This is a genomic window from Candidatus Binatia bacterium, assembly GCA_036504975.1.
In the GTDB taxonomy this organism is placed as follows: domain Bacteria; phylum Desulfobacterota; class Binatia; order UBA9968; family UBA9968; genus JAJPJQ01.
Genome location: DASXUF010000080.1, coordinates 13,383 through 26,075, shown reverse-complemented (window position 1 = coordinate 26,075; position 12,693 = coordinate 13,383). Strand labels below are relative to the sequence as shown.

The window sequence follows — 12,693 nt, the reverse complement described above, 5'->3', positions numbered from 1 at the left end:
TACGCCCTCACGAGTCCCTTCGCATATCGCCGTGGCGGTATCGCTGGACGATTTCCATGATCTTGTCTTTTCCTGCGAGTTTCAGTTTCTGCAATCTTTTCTTTTCTACCTCTTCAAGGGGCGTCAGATGGGACTTGTGCTGGAATCCGTCCAGTTGCTTTTCGAGTTCCTGATGTTCTTCGTAGTATTTCTTAAGTTCGGGGTCCTTCTCTAAAAGGGAGACGATAAACTCTTCCTCTCTTTGCTCCATAGAGAGCCTCCTTATTTTACATTCATTCTTTTAGAATCCGTAACTTAGCCTACGTCACCCACTTTGTCAACGCAAGTGAGTTTATCCTGAGCGTAGACGAAAGGTTCAGGATGACATCTATTCCAAGTGTCATTCTGAGCGCAGCGAAGAATCTCGGTTTGTATCTCTCGTTGCTCGCAAACTGAAAATGGCCCACTACCGTTTCGCGCGCCAGACGAGAATTTTCCGCCTGTCTTGCATGCCAAATTGAAGCGGGCTATATCTCTGTTTTCAGCCGGTCTTTTTCAAAGGTCTGCAAGGAGGAATACGGAATGGCTTACGAAAAATACGGTTCCGACGTCATCATCGACATGATGCGCGCTTACAAAATTCCCTACGTCGGCCTGAATCCGGGCGCGACGTATCGCGGACTCCACGACTCGCTCGTGAATTACGGCAAAAACGAGATGCCGATCATCACCTGCACGCACGAGGAGACCGCCGTCCAGATCGCGCACGGCTACGCCAAGGCTTCCGGCAAACCGATGGTCGCGATCGTTCACGACGTCGTCGGCCTGCTCCATTCCTGTATGGCGATTTTTTACGCTTATATCGATCGAGTCCCGGTCATCGTGATGGGCGCGACCGGTCCGATGGACTACACCCGCAGGCGTCCGTACATCGATTGGACACACACCGCGAACATCCAGGGTAACGCGATCCGAGACTACGTTAAATTCGACGACCAACCGTACAATGCCGCCAGTATTCCGGAGGCATTCGCCCGCGCCTATCGCGTCATGATGACGGAACCCAAGGGCCCGGTCTATCTATGCTGGGACGCCGGCATACAAGAGGACCGGCTCACCGCGAACGTTCCAATCCCCAACGTGGCGCGTCTCATGCCGCCGTCGCCGATCCAGGGCGACCTCAAAGCACTGGGGAAAGCGGCCGAGATGCTCGTCGCCGCAAAAAATCCGGTTATCCTGACCGATTACTCCGGAAGAAATTCCGAGTCTTTCGACAATCTGGTAAAGCTCGCGGAGTTGCTGGCGATCCCGGTCTTGGATTTCGGTCACAGGCTCAATTTCCCGACGAACCACCCCTTGAACCTCTCCGATTCGGACATGATCCAAAAAGCGGATCTGATTCTCTCGCTGGACGTGCGCGACCTTTACGGCCCGCTCGTCAAACTGGATCGGACGACGAGAAAGACCGTCTATCTCACACGGAAAGACTGCAAGATCATCGACATCGGCTTTGCCGACATCAACATCAGCAAGTGGTCGCAGGATTTCATGCAGCTCCAAGAGATCGATCTCCACATCGCCGCCGACACCTTGGTCGCGATCCCGCAGCTCACTCTCATGTGCGAAGAGGTCCTCGGAAAGAACGGTAAAAAGCGCGAGGAGATCCGTAGCCGCTTCGAAGAGCACAAGCGGACGCATGACGCGCTCCGCGCCGGCTGGCAGGAGGAGGTCAAGAAACAGTGGAAGGGAGAGCCCATGTCTCTGCCGCGACTGGCGCATGAGATCTGGCAGGTCATAAGGAACGAGGATTGGGTTCTGAGCTGTAACACGTTGGAAGATTGGACGCTCGGTCTTTGGGATTTCGATAAGGCGTATCGTCATCCGGGAAAATCCCTCGGCACTTCGACTCAGATCGGCATCTCGACAGGCGTGGCTCTGGCGCATAGGGGAACCGGAAAATTAATCGTGGACATCCAGCCCGACGGCGACTTGATGTTCGATCCGGGAACATTGTGGATCGGCGCGCACGACCAGATCCCGATGCTGGTCGTCATGTACAACAATCGCGCCTATTACAACGACTGGGAGCACCAGATCCGCATGGCGGAGCAGCGCGGCACGGACGAGAAGCTGGCGTACCTCGGCATGGAGATCAACAACCCGCCGCCCGACTTCGCGACGATCGCGAAAGGCATGGGCTGCTACGGCGAAGGACCGATCACCGACGGCGACAAGGTCGGCCCGGCGCTCAAGCGGGCGATCGAGTTCATCAAGAAAGAAGGCAAGCCGGCGCTCGTCGATACCGTGACGCAGTTTAGATAAAGTTTGTATTCTCTATTCACACGCGCGTGAATCATTGCGGATGTCTGTGATTGAACCCCGATGCGGCGCCCACATAAGGTGACTGACCGCGAGCGGAGCGACCAGATGCGCGCGATCATTAGCGGGTGACTCAGTGCGGTGATCACGCGCCCGATCCCCCGGGAGGGGTGGTGGAAAGGCCAAGTTGGCGTAGCACCGTCCCGCGGTCGTAATAGGTCCGTTCGCCGGCCAATTGGTCATGGGCATCAAGATGACCGGACTACTCTCTCGTACCACTTGTGTACCATGTAAACTCGGAACCACATACCGCCCCTGTTTCTCGCGGCCGAATCGGTTGTGTACAGCTCCCGACACCGGCGGGACCAGAGGCCACTGTCATAGAAAGACTCGGAACTGAGCAGCTCCAAGAACTCCGGCCGAAGGACCTCGAAGGCCACGTAGGCATCATTACCCGGCGTCGCCAGCTTTCTTCGGTACTTGCTCACCTCGGGCGCCAGGAGTTTCTCCGCTGCATCTCGCAGAATGGCCTTGTTCCAGCCACCTTCCATGTACCGATGAAAAGGGAATGCCAGCGCGGCGTGAATGAGCTCCGTATCCATGAACGGCGCACAGAGATCGAGCCCGTGGGCCATCGCGTTTCGATCCTCCAGCCGAACCAATAGGGCGATGTTTGTCCGAAAGCATTCCAGCAGCGCCTTAAAAAAAATTCGACCCCGGTCGAGGTCGCGAAGCTCGAACTCCGCCAAGGCTGGTGTCGGGTCGGATTCCTCCCCCCGATCGTACAGCGGCGCCATAACTTCCGAACGCGGCCTCGAATCGTCCCTCCTTCGCCTGTATGCCTCGTAGCCTATGGTGCGCTTGATGCGCTGAATAAGCGACGCTCTCGCGCGCTCCCGCGCGTAGCGAAGCGTCTGCCGGACAAGATCGAGTGGCGGCGATTCGAAAAACTCGCGCGCGCCGAGAACGAATCGAGCAGCGTCGCGCAGGCGTCCGCATGCTGCGAGGGCGGTCAGGAACGCTGGAGCCAGATATCGATAGCCGCCAAAGATTTCGTCTGCTCCATATCCCACGAGAACAGCTTTGCATCCTGCCGCGGCCATTTGCCGGCGGAGAGCAAACTGGTAGAAAACGCCCGAGTACTGGATCGGCTCGTCGTGGAAGTCTATTAGCCGGGCGAGGGATCGAGGGTAATCGAGGGCATCGAGCGACACGTAGGTGTGGGGGATGCCCGTGCGTCGAACCGTGGCATCGATGAGGAAGGACTCGTCGGCAGTCTTCGGAGGGTTGATGCTGAATGCATGGACGCTGCGAGTTCCCCGTAGCGAGGGGTGAGTGAGGACGCCTGCAATGCTCGAGCTGTCAATACCCCCACTCAAGGCGAGGCCGACTTTGACATCCGACGGTGTATGGCGCTCCACTGCGTTTATGAGCCTCTCGAGAATGTCGCCGGGGCTCAGGTTCCTGTCGGTGGAGGGCCGAAGATTCCAGTACCGGTTGGTTGTGATCTGTTCTCCGGCGAGTCTTAGGACGGTGCCGGGCGGAACTGGCTTGATGTGAGAAAAGCAAGTGGCAGTCCAGTCGTCGATGCGGCCTTCATGGACGAGGTTTTGTATGCGTCGGCGGTCCATCGCACCAGCATCACGATCGAGAGCTATGATGCTCTTGATTTCGGAGGCGACGAGCAGATGTCGAGCAGAGACATAGTAGTAAAGCGGTTTTACTCCCACGGGGTCCCGGCTGAGCAACAATCGGTGCTCGCGCTCGTCCCACAGGACAAGCGCCCAAACGCCCCGAAGTCTCTCGAAGCACCGCTCCCCGTATTCTGTGTACGCACCCAGAATAAGCGCCGGGTCTGACGACAGGTCGGCGTAGTATCCCTTCGCTTTGAGGCTGTGTGCAAGTTCCTCTCGGTTGTGAACATGGCCGTCGAGCGCGACAATGATGTTCCCGTCACCGCCTACCAATGGTTGCTCTCCGGTCGACCCTCGCCCGATCGAGAAGCGCCGGACTCCGAGGAAGAGGTTTCGACGAAGATCACTACCTTCTCCGTCCGGGCCGCGATGGGTCAAACGACGGAGCGCGGCTAGATAGCGTTGCAGGTCCTGGTCGACGCCGGACGCGTTATAGACGCAGAGGATGCCGCTCATGACCAATGATTCCGAAAAAGTTGAGGGAAAAGTTGACGGTCAGACTTATGCGACTCAAACATAGTGACATGCTGTAACTCCTTGTGTAAGCGCTTGAGCCTGCCGCGATTCTGCGCCCTCGAAACCCATTTGGCAAGAAATAAGAAGGATGCTCGCTTTTCTCTTCACATCGGGATGGAGGCTAACAACCGCCTACTCGCGACGATCGCGAAAGGCATGGGATGTTACGGCGAAGGGTCGATCACCGACGGCGACAAAGTCGGTCCGGCGCTCAAGCGCGCGATCGAGTACATCAAGAAGGAAGGCAAGCCGGCCGTCGTCGATACCATGACGCAGTTCAGATAAAGATCGAGTGCGATTTACCAAGCGCCTAGTTAGAACCCGCACGATAGGCGATTAGATTCTGTCCGCTAGGTTTTCGTGAGAACCTCTTTCACGACCTGTGCGACGTCGGTAAGTGCCCGCTCGCCGTCTCCAACGAACGTTGAGCCGTGCATCGTCGCCAAGGTCTTGGGCTTGAGCGCCGCCAGTCGTTTCAACGTCCGGTCCGTGTAGGGCGTATACGCCAAATAATTTGCAAAAGGCCCCTGCTGATACTCGACTAAAGTCTGCTTGAACCGGCCGACCACATCCCCAGTCGTGCTGGGCTCCACATCGCCACCCTGATGAAAGAGGTCGGAACACAAAAGCGTGCCGTGGGTTTCCTCAAACAAGAGGCTCGCCTCCCAGCAATGCGGCACGTGAGGCGTCTGGAGAAAGAGAAAACGATACTTCCCGGTGGTGAGCTGTGCGCCGTCTGCGAGGGCCTGCGCCGGCCGCTGGGCCACTACGTCGTCAACACTGACCAGTTTTGCGACCAGGCTGCAAACAGCCGTCGCCGAGGGCGCGAGCGTCTGCCATTCCGAGAGAGCGCCGCACTCATCGGCCTCAAAATGGCTGAAGCCGATCCACCGGATCGTTTCGGGCGGCAGCAACGTTGCCACGGCGTCGCGAACGACCGGGAACATTTTCTTCATTCCGGTGTGAAACAGAAGCGGCTCTTCGTCGCGCACGAGAAATTGATTGAACTGGAGATTGATCTCGGGAACAAACGTGCAGATTCGATAAATATCCGGGGCGATTTCGTCGATCCGTGTCATGTTATTCCGTCGGTGTGCGATTGACCCGGTTAGGCTGGGTTCGCTGAATGACGGCGGGCAGCTTGTTTAGAGTGAGCTTTTTGAGGTCAACCTTTCGGCTAGCATTGTCGATGTCGATGCCCACTAAATTACCCTCGGCGTCATAATCAAGAACGACACCCTCCGTAATCTCTCGACTTTCGGCGCTGGGCCGTTCGGAGAGATCGATATAAAGCGAGTCTGTTTCGGCATAATAATTTAGTTTCATGGCTTGATAATCCAAAGAGGCTTAAGTCAACGCCAACGTGAAGAATTGAATGGGAAGGTCCTCTATTTAGCGCCAGGGCTAGCTTTAAGTCCCCTTGGAGTGCTTGACGGCCCTTTTCTTATAGAGGACGCTTTCCCTTCCACTACTTTCAGATGTTTTGCCAGCGAATGACGGCTGCTCCTTCGCTGCTTTTGACTCTCTCGTCGCACTTCATGCAACCAGTCCATCCAATGTTTCCCTTTAATCTTCATATGTAATGACCTCCTCCGGTTGCCGAATGGAGAGAGTTGTATTGTACCTCTGCAAAATGTTTACGGCAAGGAAACGTCTGGAAACCAGCTCATTGGCAAGATGTTTTAGGTTGCAGGATACCACGACATCAGCCCCACCTACGGTGGCTATCGCAACGTGAGCCGGGCGGCTCACCGGGTCAGGCGGCTCACCGGGTCAGGCTTGGGCGGCTCACCGGGTCAGGCTTGTATAAGTGAATGAAAGTTTTCATCCAACCCGTTATTCATCTATGCAAGCCTGATTCCCCTTACTGATTCCCCTTACTGATCGGGGGCAATGTTGCGCTCTCGTGCCCAATTAAGACATTTCGTTCGCGACAGTACTTTCATCGTTGTCGAACTTTACTATCGAACTGCCAAGGTCCTAACGCCTTTGCAAGCCGAGTGGTCAACTGAGCAATTTTCTTGCAACCCACCCTACTGCAAACACCCACGAAAAGAATCCGATCCACCAACTGATTTCAGTGTAGACAACCCATCTAACCCGACGCTCCTTGGCATAAAAATCCCAGCGCGGTTTCTTCATCCCTAAAGTAAGAAGATATAAAACGATCTCCCCCGTATAAAAAAAGATAACTTCAAAAATTATACGAAGGACAACTTTAAAGCCTTCTTCAACTATACCATCGACGATTGCCATGCCAGCTACTCACGATTCTGGACCGAAATGGTGTCGCAAAAAATTGACTACGCCTGGTGCAAGCTGTTGAATAATCCAACCAGCAATCGCAAGTAAGGTCAGTAGAACTAAACTTTTTGCCAGCAGGTACAGCACGCGGGTTATCGAGAAGCGTCGTTTGATTGTTCGAGCATCAATCCAACGGCCGAATGGCTCTCTATGAATGAGTTCACCGAGCATCTCACCTCCTACTACCAGACCCGGACCAAAGAACAGAAACAGAGCCCATCCTAAACGCGTGCGTGGCCAAAAAGACATTGCATACAGTAACGCCGGCGTTAGGGCGAGCAAATAGAAAAGTAGAATCAAGCCTAATCGCGATCCCATTCGCGACAATCGGCTGGTTCGGCTCTTATGGGGTTCGACGTCTAACATGATCTGTTAAAGTGGCGTTCGATTTTTCAGTCCCGAGTCTCAGAACCAAGAAAAGACTCCCGGTACCTTTTCTCCACTCGCTCCCTTCCTGTCAGACAGTGTCATTGATCCATCGGATTTTTTACGTAACCGAGAAACAACTTTCCGATCTCGGTCGTCCGTTTCGAAATGATTCCGGAACCTGTCATCATTGTATGCAGACCATCGGTCGTCACGAGTGCTCTAGAAAACAAATCTTCCCAGATCAAATCGTACAATTCTCTCCTCCCTTTCAGTTCCGGGAATGCAATCTCGATCAGGTGGCTCATTGCCCCCGCTGAAGCATTCCCGAACCGCAAATTATGTCTTTTGATGTAGGCTGGCGGATCATTAAATAGATCAAGAAGTTTCAGGTGCCAGACAGTTAATGTGTCTATCAAAGCTAAGAACATCCGTTGAAGCGATTCTTCCGGGGGATTTGGTAAAGCTGAGTTCAAAATAGCATTTTTTAATGCCTCTCTCTTTTCTCTATTGCCTGTTCTTAAGGCAACCTGAGTCGCAGCTATAGCAACATCGACGAATTCATCCTTTGTTTCTAGCGACTCCAATACCACCCCCATTCGCTCTTCGAGAGTTCGTAATGCACTTCCAACTTCTGCCATCCACTCATTCCGCCTTTTTTCTAGCGGTGGAGTTACTATGGCTAATAGTAGTTCGGAGGCGGCAGCACCCGCCATCGGTATGGCTCCGAGGCCAGCTCTCGCTACGGCATGAACAGCATCGCCCGTGCTTTTCTCGGGAGGTGTGTGTTTCTTTTTTTCTTTCATTTGCTAAAGCGACGGCCTGAGATGAGCCACCAAAAAACCCGCGCCAGTAAGATCAAGAAAAGACTCCCGGTACCTTTTCCTCTTCTTAACCACCAGGTACTTTTACTTTCTGATACGTACGCATCTATGCACCCGCTTTTCCTCTAGTTATCTCAAGGCCCTTCCGCCAAATGAGCGGCACCTTCCAAAGCGCTTTCTTCTTATCAAACCCAAGGAAACCGATTGCCCGCAAACGATCCACCTTCTTCCTGTACTCGGAACCAAGTAGAGTTTCGAGTGCCACCGAGTCGTAATTAGAGTAGCCGCCCTGAAATAGCCTGATATCATCCTGCAGGTGAGGGAACTCCGCAAATAGAAACTTGTCCCGCTTATCGTGACTAATCTCATCTAACGCGGCCCGCAAGGCTTCTTCCTCGATGAAGTGCTTCGGGACCTCCTTCTTTGTCTCGAAGAGTCTGAGTTGCTTAGTCCGGGAGACATTCAGAGTGTCAATTACATCGCGCGGCGTCACTTGACCATTCCCATCTCGCAATTGAGTTATCAGCCACTCAAGGGTCGCTTGGCGACCAATCCTCTTTGGGAAGATCGTGTAGAAGATATTGACTTGGTATTCTCGGTTGCCATCAACGTCCTTTGGGCGAAATTGAAAGTAACTTGCAACTCTCGGGATGTTCGAAAGTCGCTTTGCCACTAGAAGAAGCAGTTTCTCGTCCGACCACGACATGATGCTAGAACTTCTATCGGCGATATGCGTCAGGGCAGTAAAACCACCACTTGCCAAGGTGTCAAAGATATCATCACGGACAAACACTTTCACTCGCAGAGAGGGATCCGAGAATCGATAAGCGGCACGGAGCAGGCCGCGCAACCCCTTCATTTCCGTGTCGGACCGGCGAAGGAAGACCTCGTCGAGCCGATCCAATAAGATCCAGCAGCGAATATTCCCCGATTTGGCTAACTCGATCATTTTATCGCGCGCGCGAAATGCGAGCGGTTCAATTGAGTGTACATTGTCTTCGTTGTCTACGAGATCGAAATGTAGGGTCGGATAAAAAATGAAGCCTTCTCCGATTTTTTCTGGCTTTAGACTGGCGTCGATCCCCTTCACGTTCACCTTGTTTTGAATGTGTTTTAACCATCGTAGCAATCGCTCGTGAATTGATAGCCCACTACCAAGTAAGGCGCGCTCATCCGAGGAAAGCTGATCCAAAAGCTCTCTGACCGCCACATCAACTTCGGGCAATTGATCTCGCCTTTCATTTAGGGCTTGAAAGGCAAGGTAAAAAAAATACGCAAGCCAGAATCCTTCGAAATCATGTTCGGAGAATTGATCGAAAGTCTGGCCGTAGTTCTTGAATAGCGGAACCCCTTCGGTCTCGATGCCGAAGCTCATTACAATCCGCTTCTTCTCGAATGCCATCTGGCGGAGTAGGTATAGGACTCGGTATAAGGCTGTCTTGCCCGAACCTTTTATTCCACGCACGACATCAATTCGATCCGACCAGTAGAGATCATGGAATTCGGTAGTCTCAATCTGAGCCGACTCAAGAAGCGGATCATTTTCTGCCGTAGATGCCCCAATGTTAAACTCTCTCAGGAGGTACTCGTAGAGGTCCGGTGTCATGCCTTCCATGTGGTTTCCCCGTCGAACTAAGTCGGTTATGTTAACACAGGTCGTTAAGTTTCTTTGTGATGGCGCTAATTGTCTGATCGTCTTCTATATTGGATCATTATAGTATCATGACGCCTTGTAACGTTTTCCCCGCTCGCGACTCTATAGGGGCAGGAGGTGAAATCAATGAAGACCAAACTTTCGGAGATCTATTGGCCCCTGCGCGTGGCCTACGGGCTTGTGCCGCTGCTGGCGGGGTTAGATAAAAAACGGCAAGCTCTCTTCACTTGCGAGTCACGGACACAACATCGGATTGCGCCGCTGAGGCCGGCCACGTGGTCAGAACGTCGTCGTCTGTTAACGTCTTCTTAGGATTCGCAACCGCCATAAGGACGAATTGCTTTCCTACATCCTCCTTCCCGGGATCGCCGACATAAACCTCCGCCGTCCACGTTCCATCCCCTTTCACCTCTGCCTCAGGCTGCACCCAGTATTCAGTGTTCACTTCCGTCTCTAATGGATGCACGACGACCCACACGGTCGCCCGGGCGTCGGAAACCGTCCCCTGAACGACCGGTTGCTCAGGGACCGCCGCATTATCCTTGGGCGAGGAGATCCGCACATCGAGTTCTTTCCGGCACGACGATCCTATCGCCAAGAAAAGGAGCAACGGAACGATGGTTTTCGCGCGGCCCATGATTCACCCGCAATTGTCGTACCGTTCCGCCGAGTTGTCAATAATTTTTAGCGGCGAAACTTTCCGACTTGCGGGCGCACCATTCCTGTATGTATAAATGAGTCGCGGAGGTTTTTATGCGTCTCAAAGAGCAGGTCGCCATCGTCACCGGCGCGGCGCAGGGGATCGGCGCGCACTACGCGCGCGGGCTGGCCAAGGAGGGAGCATCCGTCGCTGTCGTCGATATTCTCGATCCGAATCCGGTCGCGAAGGAGATCGTGGGCAATGACGGCAAAGCGCTGCCGCTGAGGATCGACGTCTCCGATGAGGGACAAACAAAGGACATGGCGCGGAAGGTGTTAGAGACTTTCGGACGGATCGATATCCTCGTCAACAACGCCGCCGTCTACGGCACGATAGTGCGGAAACCGTTCGAGCAGATCACCGTCGAGGAGTGGGACAAGCTCTACGCCGTGAACGTGCGCGGCATCTTTCTTTGCGTGAAGGCCGTGGCGCCAACTATGAAGGCGCAGCGAAGCGGCAAGATCATCAACGCCACGTCGAGCACTTTTTTCAAAGGCAACGAGGACTTCCTCCATTACGTCAGCTCGAAGGGCGCGGTCGTCGCGATGACCCGATCGCTCGCGCGCGAGCTCGGAGAATACAACATCAACGTCAACGCCATCGCCCCGGGTCAGACTTTGAGCGAGGCGAACCTCAAGCGGGGGGACAAGGTCGATGCAAATTCGCTTCGGATCCGGCTGCTGAAAAAGCGGCTCTATCCCGAGGATCTGGTTGGCACGATTATCTATCTCAGCTCTTCCGATAGCGATATGATGACGGGGCAGGTCTTACTCGTCGACGGAGGGACCGCGTTCCATTAACCCTCACCCTCAGGGAGAGGGTTGGGAGAGAGAATAAAATCTTAGCTGAAAGCTGATGGCTGACAGCTATTTAGCTTTCTTTTCATCAAGCTGCCTCTTCCACCCCAGCGTTCTCGCCTTCGCCGCGATCTCTTCGGCTTCCGGTATCATCCCCTTCCGCTGGTAGAAAATCGACAGGCTCGTGTAGGCCAGCTCGTCGTCCGGACTCGCTTCGATCAATTTCTTGCCGACCTCGATCGCCTCGTCGAGCTTCTCCTGGTGCGCCAGTGCCATCGCCAGCGCGTGGAGGCAATCGGGATAGCCTGAATCTTCCTGCAAAGCTTTTTTATAAGCTTCGATCGCCGCGTCGAGGTTGCCTTCGGCAAACAGCTCCATCCCTCGGTTGAAATGTTCCTCTTTTGTCACGTTGCGCTCCGGACCGGTGGGGCTAGTCGCGTTCGAGAACCGCTTCGTCTTTTCGGCACTGCTCCAGGATGATTTTCTTCAGACGATCGGGATCGATCGGTTTCTTGAAGATGACGCACTTGAGTCCGTCCAGGCAGCTTCGCTTGATGACGTGGTCCTTGTCGTAATAAAAAGCCGTCATGAGAACGACCGGCAAGCCGGGACGTTCTTTCTTCACTTCGCGATAAACCGCGTATCCGTCCATGTCCGGCATCACGACGTCGCTCAGCACCAGGTCGAATTCCCTGCCCTCCAACAACTCCATCGCTTTTTGGCCCGAAGGAGCGGTTTCCACGACGCATCTTTCTCTCTGAAGCAGATCTTTCAACGAACAGCAGACTCCGAGGTCGTCATCGACCACCAGCAGCCGCAAACCCTCCAGCGAAGCGCCCGTTCCCGGTTGAGTGTCTTCCTCCGCCTTCGGCGCCGGCGTCAGCTTCAAGTCCGCCATCATCCTGCCGTCGTGGTACTCCTTGGTGCCGTACTCGCCGCCCTCAGCCATCTCGCCGATGCGTCGCGTGATCGCCTGGATCTTTTTGAGCTGTTGTTCCACCGACTCGAGCCGTTCCGACTCGACCACGTACTCTTCGTCCGTCGCCACCCGGCCGACGTACTCCTGGAGCAGGTCGAGCTGGTTCACCAAGACCTCCAGCGAGTTGTTGATCTCGTGCGAAAGTCCGGTGGCGATCTCGCCGAGCGTGGCGAGCTGGTCGCGGCGCCTGATGCCGCGGATGTCCTTGGCGAAACCGATGGAGCCCAGCTCGCCGCCCGCGGCGTCGTGGATGATCGAAGCGGAAATGGCCACCGGGATGCGCTCGCCCTTTTTGGTCTTAAAGACCGTCTCGAAGTTGCAGACCTTCCCCGGCTCGCCGCCCTCGCCGCGCCGCATCGCCGCCATGACCTTGCGCGCTTCTTCCCTCGTCGCGTAGATCTCCAGGACGTCTTTGCCCAACATCTCTTCCTGCGTAAAACCGAGATTTTGCCGGGCGCCGTCATTGTAGAAGATGATCGTGCCCGCCCGGTTGACTGCGATGATGATGTCGGGGCTGCTCTCGACGAGTTTTTGGAAGTAATCTGGGGATAGCGACATACG

General features: G+C 54.5%; 14 protein-coding genes. 3 read left to right on the top strand and 11 right to left on the bottom strand.

From position 1 onward, the window contains the following. Positions 1–7: 7 nt before the first annotated feature. A complete protein-coding gene (locus VGL70_10485) occupies positions 8–250 on the bottom strand; it encodes a DUF465 domain-containing protein (GenBank protein ID HEY3303946.1) in 243 nt (80 codons plus the stop codon). Positions 251–561: 311 nt separating this feature from the next. Here VGL70_10485 and VGL70_10480 point away from each other — a divergent pair, with 311 nt between their 5' ends. Continuing rightward, positions 562–2,301, top strand: coding sequence for a thiamine pyrophosphate-binding protein (locus tag VGL70_10480; GenBank protein ID HEY3303945.1), 1,740 nt, complete (start codon positions 562–564; stop codon positions 2,299–2,301). A gap of 245 nt (positions 2,302–2,546) precedes the next feature. Here VGL70_10480 and asnB read toward each other — a convergent pair whose 3' ends face one another. Then, positions 2,547–4,448: an asparagine synthase (glutamine-hydrolyzing) gene (gene asnB, locus VGL70_10475; GenBank protein ID HEY3303944.1), complete on the bottom strand. Its 1,902-nt coding sequence runs from the start codon at positions 4,446–4,448 to the stop codon at positions 2,547–2,549. Positions 4,449–4,577: 129 nt separating this feature from the next. On the opposite strand from asnB, the gene VGL70_10470 reads away from it, so the two are divergent. Continuing rightward, entirely contained in the window at positions 4,578–4,793 is a 216-nt protein-coding gene (locus VGL70_10470) for a hypothetical protein (protein HEY3303943.1), read from the top strand. A 65-nt stretch (positions 4,794–4,858) separates the two neighbouring features. On the opposite strand, the gene VGL70_10465 is transcribed toward VGL70_10470, so the two are convergent. The 7 genes from VGL70_10465 to VGL70_10435 form a co-directional block, all read right to left on the bottom strand. Continuing rightward, complete coding sequence (locus VGL70_10465; protein ID HEY3303942.1) at positions 4,859–5,587, bottom strand: MBL fold metallo-hydrolase; 729 nt, start codon at positions 5,585–5,587, stop codon at positions 4,859–4,861. 1 nt (position 5,588) lies between these two features. After that, positions 5,589–5,834: a DUF2283 domain-containing protein gene (locus tag VGL70_10460; protein ID HEY3303941.1), complete on the bottom strand. Its 246-nt coding sequence runs from the start codon at positions 5,832–5,834 to the stop codon at positions 5,589–5,591. Between the two features lie 678 nt (positions 5,835–6,512). Further along, positions 6,513–6,764: a hypothetical protein gene (locus tag VGL70_10455; protein HEY3303940.1), complete on the bottom strand. Its 252-nt coding sequence runs from the start codon at positions 6,762–6,764 to the stop codon at positions 6,513–6,515. Positions 6,765–6,773: 9 nt separating this feature from the next. After that, a complete protein-coding gene (locus VGL70_10450) occupies positions 6,774–6,983 on the bottom strand; it encodes a hypothetical protein (GenBank protein HEY3303939.1) in 210 nt (69 codons plus the stop codon). Between the two features lie 296 nt (positions 6,984–7,279). Beyond that, positions 7,280–7,984, bottom strand: a complete 705-nt coding sequence (locus VGL70_10445) for a hypothetical protein (GenBank protein HEY3303938.1) — start codon at positions 7,982–7,984, stop codon at positions 7,280–7,282. Positions 7,985–8,108: 124 nt separating this feature from the next. Next, positions 8,109–9,617: a hypothetical protein gene (locus VGL70_10440; GenBank protein HEY3303937.1), complete on the bottom strand. Its 1,509-nt coding sequence runs from the start codon at positions 9,615–9,617 to the stop codon at positions 8,109–8,111. Positions 9,618–9,879: 262 nt separating this feature from the next. Continuing rightward, complete coding sequence (locus VGL70_10435) at positions 9,880–10,293, bottom strand: hypothetical protein (GenBank protein ID HEY3303936.1); 414 nt, start codon at positions 10,291–10,293, stop codon at positions 9,880–9,882. 116 nt (positions 10,294–10,409) lie between these two features. Here VGL70_10435 and VGL70_10430 point away from each other — a divergent pair, with 116 nt between their 5' ends. Continuing rightward, positions 10,410–11,156, top strand: coding sequence for an SDR family oxidoreductase (locus VGL70_10430; GenBank protein ID HEY3303935.1), 747 nt, complete (start codon positions 10,410–10,412; stop codon positions 11,154–11,156). 66 nt (positions 11,157–11,222) lie between these two features. Here the strand turns inward: VGL70_10430 and VGL70_10425 are convergent, their stop codons facing one another. Together VGL70_10425 and VGL70_10420 are read right to left on the bottom strand one after the other, a co-directional pair. Further along, complete coding sequence (locus VGL70_10425; GenBank protein ID HEY3303934.1) at positions 11,223–11,561, bottom strand: tetratricopeptide repeat protein; 339 nt, start codon at positions 11,559–11,561, stop codon at positions 11,223–11,225. 22 nt (positions 11,562–11,583) lie between these two features. Next, positions 11,584–12,690 carry a PAS domain S-box protein gene (locus VGL70_10420; GenBank protein ID HEY3303933.1) on the bottom strand — a complete coding sequence of 369 codons (1,107 nt, stop codon included), beginning with the start codon at positions 12,688–12,690 and terminating at the stop codon, positions 11,584–11,586. Positions 12,691–12,693: the final 3 nt, after the last annotated feature.

What these genes read in the sequence shown, in the direction of transcription:
- VGL70_10485 (HEY3303946.1), bottom strand. Translation starts at nt 250, where the DNA reads ATGGAGCAAAGAGAGGAAGAGTTTATCGTCTCCCTTTTAGAGAAGGAC.
- VGL70_10480 (HEY3303945.1), top strand. Translation starts at nt 562, where the DNA reads ATGGCTTACGAAAAATACGGTTCCGACGTCATCATCGACATGATGCGC.
- asnB (HEY3303944.1), bottom strand. Translation starts at nt 4,448, where the DNA reads ATGAGCGGCATCCTCTGCGTCTATAACGCGTCCGGCGTCGACCAGGAC.
- VGL70_10465 (HEY3303942.1), bottom strand. Translation starts at nt 5,587, where the DNA reads ATGACACGGATCGACGAAATCGCCCCGGATATTTATCGAATCTGCACG.
- VGL70_10460 (HEY3303941.1), bottom strand. Translation starts at nt 5,834, where the DNA reads ATGAAACTAAATTATTATGCCGAAACAGACTCGCTTTATATCGATCTC.
- VGL70_10455 (HEY3303940.1), bottom strand. Translation starts at nt 6,764, where the DNA reads ATGGCAATCGTCGATGGTATAGTTGAAGAAGGCTTTAAAGTTGTCCTT.
- VGL70_10450 (HEY3303939.1), bottom strand. Translation starts at nt 6,983, where the DNA reads ATGCTCGGTGAACTCATTCATAGAGAGCCATTCGGCCGTTGGATTGAT.
- VGL70_10445 (HEY3303938.1), bottom strand. Translation starts at nt 7,984, where the DNA reads ATGAAAGAAAAAAAGAAACACACACCTCCCGAGAAAAGCACGGGCGAT.
- VGL70_10440 (HEY3303937.1), bottom strand. Translation starts at nt 9,617, where the DNA reads ATGGAAGGCATGACACCGGACCTCTACGAGTACCTCCTGAGAGAGTTT.
- VGL70_10435 (HEY3303936.1), bottom strand. Translation starts at nt 10,293, where the DNA reads ATGGGCCGCGCGAAAACCATCGTTCCGTTGCTCCTTTTCTTGGCGATA.
- VGL70_10430 (HEY3303935.1), top strand. Translation starts at nt 10,410, where the DNA reads ATGCGTCTCAAAGAGCAGGTCGCCATCGTCACCGGCGCGGCGCAGGGG.
- VGL70_10420 (HEY3303933.1), bottom strand. Translation starts at nt 12,690, where the DNA reads ATGTCGCTATCCCCAGATTACTTCCAAAAACTCGTCGAGAGCAGCCCC.